The organism is Pseudomonas sp. EL_65y_Pfl2_R95, assembly GCF_963971045.1.
Lineage (GTDB): Bacteria > Pseudomonadota > Gammaproteobacteria > Pseudomonadales > Pseudomonadaceae > Aquipseudomonas.
Genome location: NZ_CAXAOV010000001.1, coordinates 1,607,806 through 1,627,906, shown reverse-complemented (window position 1 = coordinate 1,627,906; position 20,101 = coordinate 1,607,806). Strand labels below are relative to the sequence as shown.

Sequence of the window (20,101 nt, the reverse complement as noted above, 5' to 3'; positions counted from 1 at the left end):
TATAGTCCGCAACCCGTTCCGTGCGGTACCTGACATCCGGTTAGGTGGCGGCACACATTATTGAGGAATACCCCATGAAAGCCGATATCCATCCAGAATACGTCGCTATCGAAGCTACTTGCAGCTGCGGTAACGTTATCAAAACTCGTTCGACTCTGGCTAAGCCACTGAGCCTCGACGTTTGCTCTGAGTGCCACCCGTTCTACACAGGCAAACAGAAAGTACTGGACGCTGGCGGCCGTATCGATCGCTTCAAGCAGCGTTTCGGTGTTTTCGGCGCGAAGTAAGCGACCGAATCGTCAAGAGCGGCCCGATGGCCCTCTTCTCGAAACTAAAAAAGGCGTCCCTGGTGGGCGCCTTTTTTGTATCTGGATTTTACCTTGCTCCGGCGCTGGCGCTTTGTCCTGCGGCGGTTCAGGCGCCGCAGGTTGCGGTCAGCCGTGTGGTCGATGGCGACACCTTGCGTTTGGTAGATGGTCGCAGTGTGCGCTTGATCGGCATCAATACGCCTGAAATGGGCGGCAAAGGGCGAACGGTTGAGCCCTTTGCGGTGCAGGCGAAACGGCGTCTAAGTGCTCTGGTCGCCGCCAGCGATGGACAGATAACCTTGCAGGTAGGGGGCGAACCCAAAGACCATTATGGGCGTGTCCTCGCTCATGCCTACGATGCTCAGGGGCGCAGTCTGGAGGCGCAATTGCTGGCTGAGGGGCTTGGTTACTGGGTGGCTGTGGCGCCTAACCTTGAGCAGCGCAAATGCTTTCAAGCCGCCGAGCAATCAGCCAGAGCGTCCAGGCTCGGTTTATGGCGAAACTCCCCGGTTATAGCAGCCCATGCGCTCAGTGCTGGCGGCTTCACGCTGGTGCGTGGTGTTGTTAAACAGGTGCAGCGAAATCGTGGGGGCTTGTGGTTAGAGATGGGAGAGTCGCTGGTGCTGCGTGTGCCGAAGGGGCAAGTAGATGGGTTTGTCCGTGCTCACGGCCAGGGCTTGCTTGGGCGCGAAGTTGAGGCGCGTGGCTGGGTAGTTGACCGTGCCAGACCTAGCTTGAGTGCCAGGCAACAGGCGCGCTGGATGCTGACGCTTGGGCATGAGTCGATGTTGCAGGTGTTAGCTGACTGACGATTGGTCGTGAGTTGGATTTTAGTCTTGCTGAGTAGGCAAATCATGGGCAATCAGTACTAAGGCTGACCGAACAGTCTTGTGCAGCTGTATACAATTTGAGTATCCTCGGCGGTCTGCCTTAATAGTCCAAAAAAGCGGAACGCCAATATGTCTGATTTGAAAACTGCCGCTCTCGAATATCATGCCCAACCGCGTCCGGGTAAGCTGAGCGTAGAGCTGACCAAGCCAACTGCAACTGCTCGTGATTTGTCCCTGGCCTATAGCCCAGGTGTTGCCGAGCCTGTGCGTGAAATTGCCCGCGATCCTGAGCTGGCGTACCAGTACACCGGTAAAGGTAATCTGGTTGCGGTGATCTCTGATGGCACCGCAATTCTTGGTCTGGGTAACCTTGGTCCATTGGCCTCCAAGCCAGTTATGGAAGGCAAGGGTGTGCTGTTCAAGCGTTTCGCCGGTATTGATGTGTTCGACATCGAAGTCGATTCTGAAAGCCCGCAGGCGTTTATCGACACTGTTAAGCGTATTTCGATCACCTTTGGTGGTATCAACCTCGAAGACATCAAAGCCCCTGAGTGCTTTGAGATCGAGCGCGCGCTGATCGAGCAGTGTGATATCCCGGTATTCCACGATGACCAGCATGGGACAGCGATCGTAACGGCTGCTGGCATGCTCAATGCGCTGGAAATCGCTGGCAAAAGGGTTGAGGACGCAAAAATTGTTTGCCTCGGTGCGGGTGCTGCTGCGATTTCGTGCATGAAGTTGCTGGTAAGCATGGGCGCCAGGGTCGAGAACATCTACATGATCGACCGTAAAGGCGTGATTCACGCTGGTCGTGATGACCTTAATCAATACAAGTCAGTCTTCGCCAGCGAAACCGATAAGCGTACCTTGGATGACGCGCTGGATGGTGCTGACGTATTTGTCGGCCTGTCGGGTGCCAACTTGCTGAGCCCTGAAGGTCTGCTGCGTATGGCGGCAAACCCAATTGTCTTTGCCTGTTCTAATCCAGACCCAGAGATCAAGCCTGAACTGGCGCACGCCACTCGCAGCGACGTGATCATGGCGACAGGGCGTTCAGACTATCCAAACCAGGTCAACAACGTGCTGGGCTTCCCGTTCATCTTCCGTGGCGCTCTGGACGTTCGCGCCACGCGCATCAACGAAGAGATGAAGATTGCCGCTGCTGTTGCGCTGCGTGATCTGGCCAAGCTGCCGGTACCTAAAGAAGTGTGCGACGCCTACGGCGGTATCGAGTTGTCCTTTGGTCGCGAGTACATCATTCCGAAACCAATGGACGTGCGTCTGATCACTCTGATTTCTGATGCTGTCGCAAAAGCGGCTATCGAGAGCGGTGTAGCAACACTGCCTTACCCTGCAAATTACCCCCTGCAATCAGTGGATGATGTGTTCAAGGGCTAAGATTGCTGCATAAAAAACCCGCTTCGGCGGGTTTTTTGTGTCTGGGATTCAGGCCGGGGTCTGCATGGGGTGCGGCAATGCACGGCTTGTTCGCCATTGATCAAATAGCGAGATGATTGATCATGGGTAAGTAATTCGGGTGAGTGCGGCGTTTGAATGGTGGATGAAAAAGGCGTCATCCACCCTAGGGTAGAGATGCGCAATGGCGGGTTCGTAGGGTCTGACAACGCGAAGCTTGTCCACCATGGCCTGCACAAACAAGCCGAGTATTCTAGACCGCAATGGTGGATGAAAAAAGCGCCATCCACCCCTTTAGCCCACAGCACGGGTGGATGGGCTACGAGGTTCTAGAACAGGTCCATTGGTGCAGAGTCATCTGCGGGCAGCGGGCTGCCTGGAACGCCTAGATTAGGGTCGATCTCGCCCATGGACGGCGGCGTATCTTCGTTCTTGAACAGCTCAAAGTAAGCGTCAGGCGTGCCGGGTGAAGCAGTGCGGCCACTGAATGGGTCAATGCGCAGCGTCAAAATGCCAGGTGGCTCTTTTGGTGGGTTGCTTGGCTTGTCTTTTAAAACCGCGCCCATGTACTTCATCCAGATCGGCAGGGCTACCGTGCCGCCAAACTCATGACGGCCAAGGCTTTCTGGCTGATCAAAACCTGTCCATACGGTGGTCACGTAGTCGGCGTTGTAGCCAGAGAACCAGCTGTCTTTGGACTCGTTAGTGGTGCCGGTTTTGCCGGCCAAGTCATCGCGTCCCAGTGCCAGTGCGCGACGCCCGGTACCGCGTTTGATCACATCCTGCAGCATGCTGGTCATGATGTAGGCGGTGCGTGCATCAATGATGCGCTTGGCAACCGCAGGCTCAACCGGGGCCTCAGGATCAGTTGTTTCGGTTTGCGGAACGATGCCGGTGTCCAGCGCCGGTGCTTCAGGTGCTGCCTGGCCAGCTTCGCTTTCGGCGAGCTCTTGCTTTTGCTCGGCTTCGGTCGGTTCTACGCTCGGCACTGATGGTGGGTTGGCGGTAAACACCGTTTTGCCGTGGCGGTCATCAATCCTCTGGATCAAGTAAGGCTGGGTTTTGTAGCCGCCATTGGCGAATGTGGTCCAGCCGGTGGCGATTTCCATCGGGGTCAGGTCAGCGGTGCCAAGGGCCAGAGACAGGTTCGGTGGCAGGTCTTGCTTGTTGAAGCCGAACTTGGTGGCATAGTTGCGGGCGTAGTTGACGCCAATCGCCTGAAGCAGGCGGATCGAAACCAGGTTGCGCGATTTATACAGGGCGACACGTAAACGTATCGGGCCCAGGAAGGTGTTGTTGTCGTTCTTCGGTCGCCAAACCTCATCGGTGCTGCTGCTGGTGAAAACAATAGGGGCGTCATTGACCAGGGTGGCAGCGGTATAGCCTTTATCCAGTGCGGCGCTATATACGAAAGGTTTGAAGCTTGAACCTGGCTGGCGCTTAGCCTGCACTGCGCGGTTGTAATTGCTTTGCTCAAATGAGAAGCCGCCGACCAGTGCGAGAATCGCACCGTTTTTCGGGTCAAGCGATACCAGTGCGCCTTGCGCTGTAGGCATTTGCACAAAGTTAAGAGTGCCGTCATCGCCGCGCTGTACGCGGATAAGATCGCCAACCTGGGCCACTTCGCTCGGCTGCTTAGGTCGAGGTCCCATGCTGTTGGTGTTAAGGAATGGGCGTGCCCACTTCATGCTTTCCCAGTTGACGGCTTCTTCTTTGCCGTCGCGGGTCAGGACGAGGATGCCGCTCTTCTCGACTTGCGTGACAATGGCTGGTTCAAGGCCCCCCAGTGCTGACTTCTTCGCCAGTTCGGTCAGCCAGGTTTCCTTGGTCATGCCGGGTAGGCGGCTTTCCGGTCCGCGATAGCCATGGCGCTGATCATAAGACAGCAATCCGCCACGCAGTGCGTCGTTAGCGGTTTGTTGTTTGTCACTTGGCACCGTGGTGTAAACATTGAAGCCTTCGGTGTACGCCTCACTGCCGTAGCGGCCGACCATTTCGGCGCGGGCCATCTCTGCAATATAGGGGGCTGCCAGCTCTGGGGTCGCTACGTGATAGCTTGCATTGACCGGTTCAGCGAGTGCCGCTTGATAGCGTTCCTCATCAATTTTTCCGAGCAGGTGCAGGCGGCCAAGAATCCAGTCGCGACGTTCTTTCGCGCGAGTCGGATTAACGAGTGGGTTGTAGCGCGATGGGGCTTTGGGCAAGCCCGCGATCATTGCAAGCTGTGAGAGCGTCAGTTCACCAATAGGTTTGCCGTAATAAACCTGTGATGCTGCTTCGATACCGTATGCGCGCTGGCCAAGGTAGATCTTATTGACGTAGAGCTCGAGAATTTCATCTTTGCTCAGCTCACGTTCTATTTGTAAGGCCAGCAGAATTTCGTTGATTTTTCGCGAGAAGCTACGCTCATTGGTGAGGAAGTAGTTCTTTGCGACCTGCATGGTGATAGTGCTGCCACCGGTTTGAATTTGGCCACTTTTTAAAATTTGCGTGGCAGCGCGCATCAAACTACTCGGGTCGACGCCATAATGGTGCTCGAAGTTGTCGTCTTCGGCCGCCAACAATGCGTTGATGAAGTCAGGGGGGATGTCTTTAAATTCGATGGGGGAGCGGCGCATCTCACCAAACTCAGCGATCAGCTTTCCGTCGCTGCTAAATACCCGTAAAGGTATTTGCAGCTGGATGCTACGCAAGGAGTCGACAGAGGGCAGGCTCGGGCTTAGGTAGAGGAAAGCCCCACTTAAACTGAGTAACAGGCCACAAAAAATGGCGACGCAGGACCATGCAAAGAATTTCAGCAAACGCATCAAGATTTTTGGATTTCCAGATAAAAGAATGAGTTAAGAACAAGACAAAGCAAAAAGGAAAAAACCGATCACATTATAAGCGTTTTTTTCCACTGGGAGCCATTTGCGCTTCTGTCAAGACTGTTATTTAATGTAGAAAAACATAAATAGTCCGTAAGTAACGGATGCCAATAGGAAATCGGTCGTGCTAGGGCTCTTCAATAAGAAAGCGAATACGCTGCTGGGGATCGACATCAGTTCGACTTCAGTAAAGCTCCTCGAGTTGAGTTGCTCAGGAGGCCGCTACAAAGTAGAGGCCTACGCTGTTGAGCCGCTCCCACCTAATGCTGTAGTTGAAAAAAACATCGCCGAGATGGAGGGGGTCGGCCAGGCACTCACGCGCGTGCTTTCCAAGGCGAAGACGGGGGTTAAAACTGTGGCGGTTGCCGTCGCAGGGTCTGCAGTTATTACCAAGACCATTGAAATGGAAGCTGGGCTTTCTGACGATGATCTTGAGAATCAGCTGAAGATTGAAGCGGACCAATACATTCCTTACCCACTGGAAGAAGTTGCCATCGACTTCGAAGTGCAGGGTTTGTCGCCGCGAAATTCTGAACGGGTCGAAGTGTTGCTTGCGGCATGCCGTAAAGAAAACGTCGAGGTTCGTGAAGCCGCATTGGCCCTTGCAGGGTTGACCGCCAAGGTGGTTGACGTCGAGGCCTATGCACTCGAGCGCTCGTTCGCCTTGCTCGCAGAGCAACTCGGCTCCAGTGATGATGACCTGACTGTCGCGGTTGTCGATATTGGCGCAACTATGACGACATTGAGCGTTTTGCATAACGGCAGGACCATCTACACCCGTGAGCAAATGTTCGGTGGCAAGCAACTGACTGAAGAAATTCAGCGTCGTTATGGCTTGTCGGTCGAGGAAGCCGGTCTTGCGAAAAAGCAAGGCGGCCTTCCAGATGACTACGACAGTGAAGTGCTGCAACCGTTCAAGCAGGCGGTTGTGCAACAGGTGTCGCGCTCGTTGCAGTTCTTCTTCGCCGCGGGTCAGTACAACGACGTTGATTACATCCTGTTGGCCGGTGGTACGGCTTCGATTCCTGATCTCGATCGCCTGATTCAACAGAAGATCGGCACCCAGACACTGGTCGCTAATCCGTTCGCTGATATGGCGTTAAGTAGCAAGGTCAATGCGGGGGCGCTTGCAAGTGACGCGCCGGCACTGATGATTGCTTGTGGTCTGGCGATGAGGAGTTTCGACTAATGGCACGGATTAACTTACTTCCGTGGCGAGAGCAGTTACGCGAGGAGCGCAAGCAGCGTTTCCTTGTTGCTCTCGGCGGTGTGCTGGCGGTTTCTGCAGGCCTGGTGTTTTTGGGTGATCAATACTTTAACAATGCGATCGAGCAGCAAAATGCGCGCAATGAATTTGTGCGCAAAGAAATTGCCGTGCTCGATACCCGGATTAAAGAAATCAGTGAACTGAAAAAACGCCGTGAGCAGTTACTTGAACGGATGAAAATCATTCAAGACTTGCAAGGCAATCGGCCGATTATTGGCCGGGTTTTTGATCAGTTAGTGAGAACCCTGCCCGATGGCGTTTTCTTTACCGGGCTTAAAATGACCGGCAAGAACATCGCCATTGTCGGCGCCGCTGAATCCAACAACCGTGTTTCGAATTTAATGCGCAATCTCGATTCCTCAGAGTGGCTAACTCAGCCCAACTTGACCGAAGTTAAAGCGGTGACGGCTGGGGCGATAGATCAGGCGAATGTGTTTCAGCTGACGGTGCAACAAACCCAGCCGAAGCTTGAAGGCGAGGAAGTTAAAAAATGAGCCTGAGAGAATCGCTGGATGGTTTGAAACAGATTGATATTAACGATCTGGACTTGAATAACGTGGGCTCCTGGCCGGCAGCGGTCAAGGTGATTGCGGGTGCCTTGCTGTTAGTCCTGGTGCTGGCCCTCGGTTATAAATTCCACTTGGAAGACCTGCAAACTCAGCTTGCTGGTAAGGAGCAAGAAGAGGTTACGCTCAAAGAGCAGTTCTCTTCTAAAGCTTTTCAGGCGGCCAACCTTGAGGCTTACAAAGAGCAAATGAAGGAAATGGAAGTCTCATTTGGCGCGCTGCTCAAGCAGTTGCCAAGTGATACCGAAGTTCCAGGTCTGCTCGAAGATATTACGCGCACAGGTTTGGGCAGTGGTCTTGAGTTCGAAGAGATCAAGCTCCTTCCTGAAGTGACGCAACAGTTTTATATCGAGCTGCCGATACAGATCAAAGTAGTGGGCACTTATCACGATTTGGCGACTTTCGTCAGTGGTGTCGCCAGTTTGCCGCGTATTGTCACGCTGCATGATTTTGATCTTGTCCCGGCCAGTAAAGACACAACGAGCAAGCTGCGGATGTCGATCCTTGCTAAAACCTACCGTTATAACGACAAGGGGGTGCAGAAATGAAACGCGCCCATTTAGCCGCTCTTTTAACGGTGTTGACACTTAGTGGTTGTGGCTCAAGCAGTGATTTTGCCGACCTGCAGTCTTATATGGACGAGGTGCGTGCGCGACCTAAGGGTTCCATTGAGCCGCTGCCTAAGTTCCAGCCCTATGAAAGTTTTACTTACAGTGCCGCGTCACTGAGAAGCCCATTCCAGCCGCCCGTGAAGATTGAGATGGTGCAACGCACCAAAGGCTCGAAAGAAATCAAGCCAGACGAAACGCGGGTTAAGCAATTCCTTGAAGGCTTCAATATTGAAATCTTTGAGATGGTCGGTACGTTGTCCAATGATCGCGGCACATTTGCCTTGGTCAGTGGTGCAGGGGGCGTTCATCGGATCAAGGTCGGGGATTACCTGGGTCGAAATAACGGACGCATCATTGCGATCAATGAGTCAAAAATTGATGTGATTGAAATCGTTCCAGATGGTGAAGGTGGCTGGCTTGAACGGCCGCGAAGCCTCTCCCTCAAGGAGCGCTCTTAAATGAGCGGAGAGAACATGAAAAAAAATAATCTGTCTGCCAAACGGAACCTGAGAATGAATAGCTCCCTTACGCGTCTAAGTATTTCCTTGCTGGGGGTACTCCTTTCGCCTGTGCTGTTGGCAGCTAACCTGGAAGCGCTTGATGTTGCTGCGTTGCCAGGTGATCGCGTTGAACTGAAAATGACCTTCGACGAGCCCGTTGCGGCGCCTCGCGGCTATACCATCGAACAGCCAGCGCGCATAGCACTGGACTTGCCTGGGGTTGCCAACAAGCTGGGGACCAAGAACCGTGAACTGGGTGTGGGCAATGCACGCAGTGTGACGGTGGTCGAAGCTAAAGACCGCACGCGCCTGATTATTAACCTGGCAGACCTGGCACCTTACAGCACGCGGGTTGAAGGCAATAACCTGTTCGTTCTGGTCGGTGCCAATGCCGGTGCAGCTACTGCAGCCGCCCCAGCCGCCGCTCCAGCGACTTCGACTTATAAAAAGCCGCAAACCAGAAGTTATGTGGCTCAGACCAAGGCGATTAGCAATATTGATTTCCAGCGTGGTGAGCAAGGTGAAGGTAACGTAGTTATCACCTTGTCAGACCCAACCGTGAGCCCGGATATTCAAGAGCAGGGCGGTAAAATCCGCCTGGATTTTGCAAAAACCCAATTGCCAGAAGCCCTGCGCGTGCGCCTGGATGTTAAAGACTTTGCCACGCCCGTACAGTTTGTCAGTGCGACCGGTTCGGCGGATAAAGCCAGTATTGTCATTGAACCGACAGGTTTTTATGACTACCTGGCCTTTCAAACGGATAACAAGCTGACGCTGAGCATTAAACCGCTGACCAAGGACGACGCTGAAAAGCGGAAGACCGAACGTTTTGCTTACAGCGGTGAAAAGCTCTCGCTGAACTTTCAGGATATTGACGTGCGCTCGGTGCTGCAGCTGATCGCCGACTTTACCGATCTTAACCTGGTTGCCAGTGACACCGTCGCCGGCAATATCACCTTGCGCCTGCAAAATGTGCCGTGGGATCAAGCCTTGGATCTGGTGCTGAAAACCAAAGGCCTGGACAAGCGCAAAGTCGGCAACGTGTTGCTGGTGGCGCCAGCGGACGAAATTGCGGCGCGTGAGCGTCAAGAGCTGGAATCGCAAAAACAAATCGCTGAGCTGGCTCCGCTGCGCCGTGAGTTGATTCAGGTCAACTACGCCAAGGCCTCTGATATGGCCAAGCTGTTCCAGTCGGTGACCAGTGCTGACGGCAGTGCGGATGACCGTGGTTCGATCACAGTCGATGACCGTACCAACAGCATCATTGCTTACCAAACCCAAGAGCGCCTCGATGAGCTGCGCCGTGTTGTGGCTCAGCTCGATGTGGCAGTACGTCAGGTAATGATCGAAGCGCGTATCGTCGAAGCCAACGTCGACTATGACAAGTCGCTGGGTGTTAACTGGCGCGGTGCGCAGGTTGGCAACGGTAACTTTATCGTTGGTGGCAGCGGCGGTGACCGTACCATTGGTGGTTCGGGTCCAGACACTGCGTTAGGTAACTTTGTTGATATGGGTGTGACAAACGCAACGTCGTCACTGGGTATCGGCTTTGTTACCGACAACACCATTCTTGACCTTGAGCTGTCGGCGATGGAAAAAACCGGTAACGGTGAAGTGGTCTCGCAGCCTAAAGTTGTGACCTCGGATAAAGAAACCGCGAAGATCCTTAAAGGTGCGGATATTCCTTACCAGGAAGCCTCTTCAAGCGGTGCGACCTCTACCACCTTCGTAGAAGCTGCTCTATCGCTCGAAGTGACGCCGCAAATCACCCCTGACAACCGCATCATTATGGAAGTCAAAGTGAACAAGGATGAGCCGGACTTCGCCAACCAGGTAAACGGCACGCCAACCATTCGCAAGAATGAGGTTAATGCCAAGGTCTTGGTCAACGATGGCGAAACCATTGTGATCGGTGGTGTGTTCTCCAACGAGCAGCGCAAAGGTGTGGACAAGGTGCCGTTCCTTGGCGATCTGCCCTATTTGGGTCGCATGTTCCGCCGCGACATCGTTCAGGATTCGAAATCTGAGTTGCTGATCTTCCTCACCCCGCGCATCATGAACACCCAAGCTGTCGCGGTGAGCCGTTGATTAAGTGCAAAATCTGATACTTGTTGGCCCGATGGGCGCTGGAAAAAGCACCATCGGGCGGTTGTTAGCCAAAGAGTTGCGTTTACCCTTTAAAGATTCTGATAAAGAAATCGAGCACCGGACCGGGGCAGATATCCCCTGGATCTTTGATGTCGAAGGTGAGCAAGGCTTTCGTGAGCGTGAACAGTCGGTAATCGTTGAGTTATGCGAGTCTCAGGGCATGGTGCTGGCCACAGGTGGCGGCGCCGTGATGCGCCCTGAGAATCGTGCTGCCTTATATAAAGGCGGCAGAGTGGTTTATTTGCATGCCTCTGTTGAGCAGCAAATCAACCGGACCGCGCGAGACCGTAATCGACCCCTGTTACGGGCCCCTGATCCGGGTAAAGTCCTGCGCGATTTGTTAGCGTTGCGTGATCCGCTGTACCGTGAAATCGCCGATATTGTGATCGAAACAGATGAGCGACCCCCACGAATGGTCGTGCAAGAGATACTTGAGCGACTAGAAGCGCTTCCTCCCCGTTAAAGCGCAGCCCGAACTGCGCTATCCTAGAGCCCTTTTCTGACAGGGGGCTGCATGCAAATTCTTCAAGTCGAGCTCGGTGAGCGTAGTTACCCTATTTATATTGGTGCAGATCTGCTCGCGCAGCCGCAGTTGCTGGCTCAGCATATTGCCGGCCGTCAGGTGGCTATCGTCACCAACGAAACCATCGCGCCCTTGTATTTACAGGCTTTAAAAGAGGCGCTCAGTGGTTTTAGCGTGACGGCAGTTGTCTTGCCGGACGGCGAAGTGTTTAAAACCTGGGAAGTGCTGCAGCAGATTTTCGATGGGCTGCTAACGGCACGGCACGACCGGCGCACAACCATTATTGCCCTGGGCGGTGGAGTTGTCGGTGACATGGCCGGCTTTGCCGCTGCCTGTTATCAGCGTGGGGTGAATTTTATTCAGATGCCAACGACCTTGTTGTCACAGGTTGATTCTTCGGTGGGCGGCAAGACCGGGATCAACCATCCACTTGGCAAGAATATGGTCGGGGCGTTTTATCAGCCGCAAGCGGTATTAATTGATACTAAGAGCCTCGTCAGCCTACCGCCGCGAGAGCTATCCGCCGGTTTGGCCGAGGTGATTAAATACGGCTTGATTTGCGATGAACCGTTTCTGCAGTGGCTGGAAGCGAACATGAGCGCGCTGCGTCAATTGGATCAGGCTGCTTTGACCCAAGCGATTGAACGCTCTTGTGCGGCAAAGGCGCGTATAGTCGCCGCCGATGAGCGCGAGTCAGGTCTACGGGCGACGCTCAACTTAGGGCATACCTTCGGCCATGCGATTGAGACACACATGGGCTATGGTGTGTGGCTACATGGCGAAGCGGTTGCTGCGGGTACTGTCATGGCGTTAGAGATGTCAGTGCGGCTGGGTTGGATCGAGCCAACTGAGCGTGATCGCGCCATTCGTCTGTTTCGCGCTGCGGGTTTGCCTGTAGTGCCACCGAAAGTGATGACCCCGGAGCACTTTCTAGAGCATATGGCTGTCGATAAGAAAGTACTCGATGGTCAGCTAAGGTTAGTGTTGCTCCGTCAAATGGGCGAAGCGGTGGTTACCAGTGAGTACCCGCGTGAGATTTTAAGTGCCACGCTAAGCGCCGATTATGCAGCGATGGCTGAACAGCAAAAAAATTAAAGAGTGTCCCATGACTAGTTTGCACGCTGACGAGGCGTTCCTCGACCATTACCAATTTAGCCATGACCCATTTGCTGCTCGGGTGCCCGGCTTCAAGTTTTTCCCTGCTCAGCGCAAGCCAGTGCTGGGTCAGTTGCACCACTTGGCGCGCTACAGCCAACTGCTGCTGGCCGTAACAGGCCCCCAAGGCAGCGGTAAGACGTTGTTGCGTCAGGCCTTGGTCGCGAGCACCAATAAACAGGCGGTATTGAGTGTCGTTGTCACGCAAAACGCCGGTGAAGGCATGGGCGTGTTGCGTCAGGTTGCCCAGGGCCTGCAGGTTGCGCAGCCGGACATGCAGTCGATTTTGGCTCAGGTCGGTCAGTTGGCTATTACCGGTCAGGAAGTCTATGTGCTGGTTGATGATGCTGAGCAACTCAGTGACAGCGATCTACGCAACCTGGTGACCTTGGCTGCGGGCGGTCCAGAAGGGCGCCCCCATGTATTCCTGTTTGCTGAAACGGCGATGCTGCCACGTTTTGATCAGGTGTCTGACGGCGAAGAGCACTTCCATATCATCGAATTGGAGCCTTATACCGAAGAGGATATGCGTGAGTACCTGGCGCTACGCCTGGAGGGTGCGGCGCAGGGTCTGGAAATCTTCAATGAGGAGCAGCTCGCAAGCATTTATGAGCAATCCGAAGGCTGGCCGGGTGCGATTAATCTGGCTGCCCGCGAAGTCTTGGTCGAGGCCATGCAGGCTAAGCGTGCGGCTGGCAAGACCTCTGGTTTTGCGTTCAATATACCGCGCAAGCATATGTTGGCGTTGGCCGTGGTGGTGGTCGGTGTACTGGTTGCCTGGATGATGCAAGGCCGTGATAAGCCTGCAATGCCAGAAGGTCAGGCTCAAGCACCGGCGGAAAATGTTCAACCACAGGCGCCGGCAACTGAGCAGGCAACGGATACGGCCCAGCAAGGCACAGACCCGGCAGAGCCAGCCATTGAATTTGCGGGCTCTGATCAGCCGATGCCGTTGCCTCTCGTGGGTAAGTCACAGCCGGTAATCCGTGACGGTGAAGTGAGCAATAACCAAGCGCCGGCCGAGGCTGCACCCGCTGAGCCTGAATCTGAGCCAGCGTCTGACACGGCTACCACACCAGCGCCAGATACTAATTCGCGCTTGTTGGTCGATACCCGTAAACAAGTGCCGGCCGAGGAGCCTGTCACCCCGGTTAAAGCCCCTGAAGCCACCAAGCCAGCGGCTAAACCTGAAACCGCTACGCCAGCTGCAAAACCCGCCAATATCACCGGTTGGTATGCCGATCAGGCAGGTTCGCGCTACACCTTGCAAGTTGTAGGCACCAGTTCGGAAAGCAACGCCAAGGCGTTTGTGAGTCAAAATGGCAGTGAATATCATTACTTCATGAAAATGTACAAAGGTAAGCCGTTGTACGTTGTAACCTATGGTAGCTTTGCCAGTGCGGATGCTGCTAAAGCCGCTATCTCCAAAATGCCGGCGAAGGTCCAGGCAGGCAAGCCTTGGCCACGTACCTACGCCAGTATCAAGCTGGAAATCGCTCAAGCTCGCTAATCACGCTGCTTAGACGGAGATGACCAGTTAGTCGGTAGCACGACTAACTGGTCTGAAATTTCGTTTTAGCGACATAAGATTGCATTAGGTCGTCACTTAAATTTGTGACGTCCCGAGCGGATATGTACAATGACCACCCTTTTGCCTGCGCAAAGCTGGGGCAATGTCCTGCGCGCACGGTAAGTTGTTGAATTAGAAAGTAATTACCTCCCTAGAAAAGGAGGCAGCCTGGTGAGAGTCCCTATGAAAGCAGGTTTGTACCGTCCTGATGAGTTCAAGGATAACTGCGGCTTCGGCCTGATAGCCCATATGCAGGGCGAGGCTAGCCATCACCTGCTGCAGACCGCTATCGAAGCCCTGACATGCATGACCCACCGTGGTGGGATCAACGCTGACGGTAAGACTGGCGATGGCTGTGGCTTGCTGATGCAGAAGCCTGACGCATTCCTGCGGGCGATTGCCCTGGAGCAGTTGTCTGTCGAGTTGCCTGAGCAATACGCTGTGGGAATGGTTTTTTTCAACCAAGACCCGACCAAAGCGCAAGCGGCTCGCGAGAATATGAATAAAGAGATTCAGGCCGCAGGCCTGAGTCTGATCGGCTGGCGTAAAGTGCCGATCGACACCAGCGTATTGGGCAGGCTGGCACTTGAGCGCTTGCCGCAAATCGAGCAGGTGTTTATTGGTGGCGAAGGCCTTAGCGATCAACAATTCGCGATCAAACTGTTTTGCGCGCGCCGCCGCTCTTCCGTGGTGAATGCCGTTGATCCTGAGCACTACATCTGCAGTTTTTCGCACAAGACCATCATCTACAAAGGGTTGATGATGCCGGCTGACTTGCAGCAGTTCTACCCAGACCTGGGTGATGAGCGTTTGCAGACGGCTATCTGTGTCTTCCACCAGCGCTTCTCGACCAACACGCTGCCGAAATGGCCGTTGGCCCAGCCTTTCCGTTTCCTTGCGCACAACGGTGAAATCAACACCATCACCGGTAACCGTAACTGGGCGCAGGCGCGGCGCACCAAGTTTGCCAATGGTCTGATCCCTGATCTCGACGAGTTGGGTCCGCTGGTCAACCGCGTGGGTTCTGACTCATCGAGCATGGACAACATGCTCGAACTGATGGTCACAGGTGGTATCGACCTGTTCCGCGGCGTGCGTATGATCATTCCGCCAGCGTGGCAGAACGTTGAAACCATGGACGCCGATTTGCGTGCGTTTTATGAATACAACTCCATGCACATGGAACCTTGGGACGGCCCGGCTGGCGTTGTGCTGACCGATGGCCGCTACGCCGTGTGCCTGCTTGACCGTAATGGTCTGCGTCCAGCGCGCTGGGTGACGACCACCAATGGCTATATCACCCTCGCGTCGGAAATCGGCGTGTGGGATTACAAGCCAGAAGAAGTGATCGCCAAAGGTCGTGTCGGCCCGGGACAGGTGCTTGCGGTTGATACTGAAACCGGTCAGGTGCTCAACGCCGAAGACATCGACAATCGCTTGAAGTCGCGTCATCCCTACAAGCAGTGGTTGCGTAAGAGTGGCTTGCGTATTCAGGCGACCATGGACGACCACGATCATGGCTCTGACTTTTACTCGGCCGATCGCCTGAAGCAATACATGAAAATGTATCAGGTGACCTTCGAGGAGCGCGACCAAGTGCTGCGCCCGCTGGGTGAACAAGGTCAGGAAGCCGTCGGCTCGATGGGCGATGACACGCCAATGGCGGTGTTGTCGCAACGGGTACGCTCTACCTATGACTACTTCCGTCAGCAGTTCGCGCAGGTTACCAACCCGCCGATTGACCCACTGCGTGAAGCCATTGTCATGTCGCTGGAGATTTGCCTCGGTGCCGAGCGCAATATCTTTGAAGAGTCGCCAGAGCACGCCACCCGCGTGATCCTCAGCTCGCCAGTTATTTCACCGGCCAAATGGCGGACCTTGATGAACCTGGATAGCCCAGGTTTTGAACGTCACTTCATTGACATGAACTATGACGAAAGCATCGGTCTCGAGGCTGCTGTCAGCAATATGGCTGATCAGGCAGAAGAAGCGGTGCGCTCAGGCAAAGTGCTGCTGGTACTGAGCGACCGCAATATCGAGCAAGGCAAGTTGCCGGCTCATGCGTCGCTTGTGGTGGGTGCAGTACATCACCGACTGACCGAGAAAGGCCTGCGTTGCGACTGTAACATTCTGGTCGAAACAGCCACTGCCCGTGACCCGCATCATTATGCAGTACTGCTCGGCTTCGGCGCCTCGGCGGTCTATCCGTTCTTGGCTTACGAGGTGCTCGGCGATCTGATCCGTACTGGTGAAGTGCTTGGCGACCTGTATGAAGTGTTCAAGCACTACCGCAAAGGCATCTCCAAAGGCCTGCTGAAGATCCTTTCAAAGATGGGTATCTCGACTGTCGCCTCCTACCGTGGTGCGCAACTGTTTGAAGCCGTAGGCTTGTCCGATGAAGTGGTCAATATCAGCTTCCGTGGCGTTGCCAGTCGCATCAAAGGCGCACGCTTTGTTGATATCGAAGCCGAACAGAAGCTGCTCGCCAATGAAGCCTGGAGCAACCGCAAGCCGATCCAACAAGGTGGTTTGCTGAAGTTTGTTCACGGCGGTGAGTACCATGCTTACAACCCTGATGTGGTCAACACTCTTCAGGTGGCTGTGCAGCAAGGTAATTACGAAAAGTATAAAGAATACAGCGCGCTGGTTGATACACGTCCGGTGTCGATGATTCGCGACCTGCTCAAGCTGAAACTGGCTGACAAGCCAATGAGCCTTGATCAGGTTGAGCCGCTGGAATCGATCTTCAAGCGCTTTGACTCGGCGGGTATCTCGCTGGGTGCCTTGTCGCCAGAAGCTCACGAAGCCATCGCCGAGGCGATGAACCGTCTGGGTGCGCGTTCCAACTCCGGTGAGGGTGGCGAAGATCCATCGCGTTACGGCACCATCCGTACCTCGAAAATCAAGCAGGTGGCCACAGGTCGTTTCGGCGTCACGCCGGAATATCTGGTCAATGCCGAAGTGCTGCAGATCAAGGTCGCTCAGGGCGCTAAGCCGGGCGAGGGCGGTCAGTTGCCGGGCGGTAAAGTTAACGGTTTGATCGCACGTCTGCGTTACGCAGTGCCGGGTGTCACCTTGATTTCACCACCGCCGCACCACGACATCTACTCGATTGAAGATCTGGCTCAGTTGATTTATGACCTCAAGCAGGTCAACCCCTCTGCGCTGGTTTCGGTCAAGCTGGTTGCCGAGGCGGGCGTTGGCACGATCGCGGCCGGAGTGGCCAAGGCCTATGCTGACTTGATCACCATTTCTGGATACGACGGCGGCACCGGTGCATCACCGCTGACCTCGATCAAGTATGCAGGCGCACCGTGGGAGCTGGGCTTGGCTGAAACGCACCAGACCCTGCGCGGCAACGACCTGCGCGGTAAGGTCCGGGTGCAAACTGACGGTGGCTTGAAAACCGGTCTGGATGTGATCAAGGCGGCGATTCTCGGAGCTGAAAGCTTCGGCTTCGGTACCGCGCCCATGATCGCCCTGGGCTGTAAGTATTTGCGTATCTGCCACCTCAACAACTGCGCCACCGGCGTGGCTACCCAGAACGACAAACTGCGTAAAGATCACTTCATCGGTACGGTTGAAATGGTCATGAACTTCTTCAAGTTCGTGGCTGAAGAGACCCGTGAGTGGTTGGCGCTGGTTGGCGTTAGCAGCTTGGAAGAGCTGATTGGTCGGACTGATTTGCTGGAAATTCTGCCAGGTGAAACCGCAAAGCAGAACAATTTGGATATCAGCCCGTTGCTCGGCAGTGATCTGATTCCGGCTGACAAACCGCAGTTCTGTCAGGTTGATCGCAACCCGCCGTTTGATAAAGGTTTGCTTGCCGAGAAGATGGTTGAATTGGCCAGCGCAGCGATTGAGTCAGCCAGTGGTGGCGAGTTCGCGCTTGATATCTGTAACTGCGACCGCTCGATTGGTGCTCGTGTCTCCGGTGAAATTGCCCGCAAGCATGGCAATCAAGGCATGGCCAAGGCACCTATTACGTTCCGCTTCAAGGGCACTGCGGGCCAGAGCTTTGGGGTGTGGAACGCTGGTGGCTTGAATATGTACCTGCAAGGTGACGCCAACGATTACGTCGGTAAAGGCATGACCGCCGGCAAGCTGGTGATCACTCCGCCGCAAGGCAGCCCGTTTGCAACGCAGGAAAGCGCCATCATTGGCAACACCTGCCTGTACGGTGCAACTGGCGGTAAGCTGTTTGCAGCCGGTACAGCCGGTGAGCGTTTCGGCGTGCGTAACTCGGGTGCCCATGCCGTTGTGGAAGGTACGGGCGATCATTGCTGCGAATACATGACCGGCGGTTTTATCTGTGTGCTGGGCAAGACGGGCTACAACTTCGGCTCAGGCATGACTGGCGGTTTCGCCTATGTGCTTGATCTGGACAACAGCTTTTACGACAAAGTGAACCATGAGCTGGTTGAGATTCAGCGCATCAACAGTGAAGCGATGGAGGCTTATCGCAGCCATCTGCAAACTGTGTTGGCTGAGTATGTGGCTGAAACAGCCAGTGAATGGGGCGCTAATCTGCTTGAGAACCTAGACGATTACTTGCGTAAGTTCTGGTTGGTTAAGCCCAAGGCTGCAAGCCTTAAGTCGTTGCTGTCGAGCATGCGCGCTAACCCGCAATAAAACAGCTTCAAGCGACTGATCTGAGCCTTGCTGCTCAGGTCGGTTGCTCACCGTGATTGTCTTGCTGCGCCGGTTTCAAACTGCGCACGCTGTTGAGAGGTTTTGAAATGACTGAACGTCTGAATAACGACTTCCAGTTCATCGAAGTTGGGCGTAAAGACCCAAAGAAGAAGCTGTTGCGTCAACGCAAAAAAGAATTTGTCGAAATTTACGACAACTTCAAACCGGCGGTTGCTGCTGATCAGGCGCACCGTTGCCTGGGCTGTGGTAATCCCTATTGCGAGTGGAAGTGCCCGGTGCACAACTTCATCCCTAACTGGTTGAAGCTGGTCTCCGAAGGCAACATTCTGGCCGCCGCCGAGTTGTCGCACCAAACCAACACGCTGCCAGAAGTGTGCGGCCGGGTGTGCCCGCAAGACCGTCTATGCGAAGGGGCCTGCACCCTGAATGATGGTTTTGGCGCAGTCACCATTGGTTCGGTCGAGAAGTACATCACCGACACCGCGTTCGCCATGGGTTGGCGTCCGGATATGTCTGGGGTTCAACCGACGGGCAAGCGTGTTGCCGTGATCGGTGCAGGCCCTGCTGGCCTGGGTTGCGCTGACGTTTTGGTACGCAGCGGTGTGACCCCGGTGGTGTTCGACAAGAACCCGGAAATCGGCGGTCTGCTGACCTTTGGTATTCCAGAGTTCAAGCTGGAAAAGACCGTGCTCAGCCATCGCCGTGAAGTCTTCACAGGTATGGGGATTGAGTTCCGGCTCAATACCGAAATCGGTAAAGACATCAGCATGGATGAGTTGCTCGCTGAATACGACGCTGTGTTCATGGGCATGGGCACCTACACCTATATGAAAGGTGGGTTCCCGGGCGAAGACTTGCCAGGCGTGCACGATGCCTTGGATTTCCTGATCGCCAACGTCAATCGCAATCTGGGTTTCGAGAAGTCGCCAGAAGACTTTATCGACATGAAGAGCAAGCGCATTGTCGTGCTCGGTGGTGGTGATACTGCCATGGACTGTAACCGCACCTCGATTCGTCAAGGCGCCAAGTCCGTGACCTGTGCCTATCGCCGTGACGAAGAGAACATGCCAGGCTCGCGTAAAGAAGTTAAAAACGCCAAGGAAGAAGGGGTTCGCTTCCTGTTCAACCGTCAGCCTATCGCCATTGTCGGAGAAGACAAGGTCGAAGGTGTCAAGGTTGTTGAGACCCGCCTGGGTGAGCCTGATGCCCGTGGCCGTCGCAGCCCGGAGCCGATCCCAGGTTCGGAAGAGATCATCCCGGCAGAAGCCGTACTGATTGCCTTCGGCTTCCGCCCAAGCCCTGCGCCGTGGTTTAGCCAGTTTGAAATCGAAACTGACAGTCAGGGCCGCGTGGTTGCACCGGAGCAGAGCCAGTTTAAACACCAGACCAGCAACCCGAAAATCTTCGCCGGTGGCGATATGGTTCGCGGCTCTGACTTGGTGGTGACGGCGATCTTCGAAGGCCGTAATGCCGCTGAAGGCATTCTGGACTATTTGGGCGTTTAACAAAGTCATTCTGGGCCTTTAGGGGCTCATGAAAACCTTGCTTGAACGCGGCAAATCGTCACGATAGACAAAAGGCACGGCACCCGCCGTGCCTTTTGCATTGTGGTCTGCGAAAATACCCGCACTTTTTCTGCTGCTGGCGGCTGTAAGGACGCAGTAAGCGTGAACCCGCAGGGCGCGAA

The 20,101-nt window shown here is 54.7% G+C and carries 14 protein-coding genes; 13 read left to right on the top strand and 1 reads right to left on the bottom strand.

The window, feature by feature from the left end; genetic code table 11:
• Nucleotides 1-74: 74 nt before the first annotated feature.
• From rpmE to AACY09_RS07575, 3 genes are all read left to right on the top strand, one after another.
• Nucleotides 75-287 (top strand): 50S ribosomal protein L31, encoded by a 213-nt coding sequence (gene rpmE / locus AACY09_RS07585; protein WP_339487007.1) that lies wholly within the window; start codon nucleotides 75-77, stop codon nucleotides 285-287.
• 26 nt (nucleotides 288-313) lie between these two features.
• Nucleotides 314-1,117, top strand: coding sequence for a thermonuclease family protein (locus tag AACY09_RS07580; RefSeq protein ID WP_339487006.1), 804 nt, complete (start codon nucleotides 314-316; stop codon nucleotides 1,115-1,117).
• A 150-nt stretch (nucleotides 1,118-1,267) separates the two neighbouring features.
• Nucleotides 1,268-2,536, top strand: a complete 1,269-nt coding sequence (locus AACY09_RS07575; RefSeq protein ID WP_339487005.1) for a malic enzyme-like NAD(P)-binding protein — start codon at nucleotides 1,268-1,270, stop codon at nucleotides 2,534-2,536.
• Nucleotides 2,537-2,883: 347 nt separating this feature from the next.
• On the opposite strand, the gene AACY09_RS07570 is transcribed toward AACY09_RS07575, so the two are convergent.
• A complete protein-coding gene (locus AACY09_RS07570; protein WP_339487004.1) occupies nucleotides 2,884-5,364 on the bottom strand; it encodes a penicillin-binding protein 1A in 2,481 nt (826 codons plus the stop codon).
• A gap of 181 nt (nucleotides 5,365-5,545) precedes the next feature.
• Between AACY09_RS07570 and AACY09_RS07565 the strand changes: the two genes are divergently transcribed.
• From AACY09_RS07565 to AACY09_RS07520, 10 genes are all read left to right on the top strand, one after another.
• Nucleotides 5,546-6,610 (top strand): pilus assembly protein PilM, encoded by a 1,065-nt coding sequence (locus tag AACY09_RS07565; RefSeq protein WP_339487003.1) that lies wholly within the window; start codon nucleotides 5,546-5,548, stop codon nucleotides 6,608-6,610.
• The gene (pilN, locus tag AACY09_RS07560; protein WP_339487002.1) at nucleotides 6,610-7,182 is read left to right on the top strand and encodes a type 4a pilus biogenesis protein PilN; all 573 of its coding nucleotides are present in this window, start codon (nucleotides 6,610-6,612) and stop codon (nucleotides 7,180-7,182) included. The genes AACY09_RS07565 and pilN overlap by 1 nt, the downstream gene beginning before the upstream one ends.
• Nucleotides 7,179-7,802 (top strand): type 4a pilus biogenesis protein PilO, encoded by a 624-nt coding sequence (gene pilO, locus AACY09_RS07555; RefSeq protein WP_339487001.1) that lies wholly within the window; start codon nucleotides 7,179-7,181, stop codon nucleotides 7,800-7,802. Before pilN ends, pilO begins: the two co-directional genes overlap by 4 nt.
• Complete coding sequence (gene pilP, locus AACY09_RS07550) at nucleotides 7,799-8,323, top strand: type 4a pilus biogenesis lipoprotein PilP (RefSeq protein WP_339487000.1); 525 nt, start codon at nucleotides 7,799-7,801, stop codon at nucleotides 8,321-8,323. Before pilO ends, pilP begins: the two co-directional genes overlap by 4 nt.
• A 54-nt stretch (nucleotides 8,324-8,377) precedes the next feature.
• Nucleotides 8,378-10,453 (top strand): type IV pilus secretin PilQ, encoded by a 2,076-nt coding sequence (pilQ, locus tag AACY09_RS07545; RefSeq protein WP_339486999.1) that lies wholly within the window; start codon nucleotides 8,378-8,380, stop codon nucleotides 10,451-10,453.
• Between the two features lie 4 nt (nucleotides 10,454-10,457).
• Entirely contained in the window at nucleotides 10,458-10,976 is a 519-nt protein-coding gene (aroK, locus tag AACY09_RS07540) for a shikimate kinase AroK (protein ID WP_339486997.1), read from the top strand.
• Nucleotides 10,977-11,027: 51 nt separating this feature from the next.
• Nucleotides 11,028-12,131, top strand: a complete 1,104-nt coding sequence (gene aroB, locus AACY09_RS07535) for a 3-dehydroquinate synthase (protein WP_339486996.1) — start codon at nucleotides 11,028-11,030, stop codon at nucleotides 12,129-12,131.
• Nucleotides 12,132-12,141: 10 nt separating this feature from the next.
• The gene (locus tag AACY09_RS07530) at nucleotides 12,142-13,701 is read left to right on the top strand and encodes an SPOR domain-containing protein (RefSeq protein WP_339486995.1); all 1,560 of its coding nucleotides are present in this window, start codon (nucleotides 12,142-12,144) and stop codon (nucleotides 13,699-13,701) included.
• A gap of 243 nt (nucleotides 13,702-13,944) precedes the next feature.
• Nucleotides 13,945-18,393: a glutamate synthase large subunit gene (gene gltB / locus AACY09_RS07525; protein WP_339487104.1), complete on the top strand. Its 4,449-nt coding sequence runs from the start codon at nucleotides 13,945-13,947 to the stop codon at nucleotides 18,391-18,393.
• Nucleotides 18,394-18,500: 107 nt separating this feature from the next.
• Complete coding sequence (locus AACY09_RS07520; RefSeq protein WP_339486994.1) at nucleotides 18,501-19,919, top strand: FAD-dependent oxidoreductase; 1,419 nt, start codon at nucleotides 18,501-18,503, stop codon at nucleotides 19,917-19,919.
• Nucleotides 19,920-20,101 lie beyond the last annotated feature (182 nt).

What these genes read in the sequence shown, in the direction of transcription:
- pilN (WP_339487002.1), top strand. Translation starts at nt 6,610, where the DNA reads ATGGCACGGATTAACTTACTTCCGTGGCGAGAGCAGTTACGCGAGGAG.
- aroB (WP_339486996.1), top strand. Translation starts at nt 11,028, where the DNA reads ATGCAAATTCTTCAAGTCGAGCTCGGTGAGCGTAGTTACCCTATTTAT.
- pilP (WP_339487000.1), top strand. Translation starts at nt 7,799, where the DNA reads ATGAAACGCGCCCATTTAGCCGCTCTTTTAACGGTGTTGACACTTAGT.
- AACY09_RS07575 (WP_339487005.1), top strand. Translation starts at nt 1,268, where the DNA reads ATGTCTGATTTGAAAACTGCCGCTCTCGAATATCATGCCCAACCGCGT.
- AACY09_RS07520 (WP_339486994.1), top strand. Translation starts at nt 18,501, where the DNA reads ATGACTGAACGTCTGAATAACGACTTCCAGTTCATCGAAGTTGGGCGT.
- pilQ (WP_339486999.1), top strand. Translation starts at nt 8,378, where the DNA reads ATGAATAGCTCCCTTACGCGTCTAAGTATTTCCTTGCTGGGGGTACTC.
- gltB (WP_339487104.1), top strand. Translation starts at nt 13,945, where the DNA reads ATGAAAGCAGGTTTGTACCGTCCTGATGAGTTCAAGGATAACTGCGGC.
- AACY09_RS07580 (WP_339487006.1), top strand. Translation starts at nt 314, where the DNA reads ATGGCCCTCTTCTCGAAACTAAAAAAGGCGTCCCTGGTGGGCGCCTTT.
- AACY09_RS07530 (WP_339486995.1), top strand. Translation starts at nt 12,142, where the DNA reads ATGACTAGTTTGCACGCTGACGAGGCGTTCCTCGACCATTACCAATTT.
- rpmE (WP_339487007.1), top strand. Translation starts at nt 75, where the DNA reads ATGAAAGCCGATATCCATCCAGAATACGTCGCTATCGAAGCTACTTGC.
- pilO (WP_339487001.1), top strand. Translation starts at nt 7,179, where the DNA reads ATGAGCCTGAGAGAATCGCTGGATGGTTTGAAACAGATTGATATTAAC.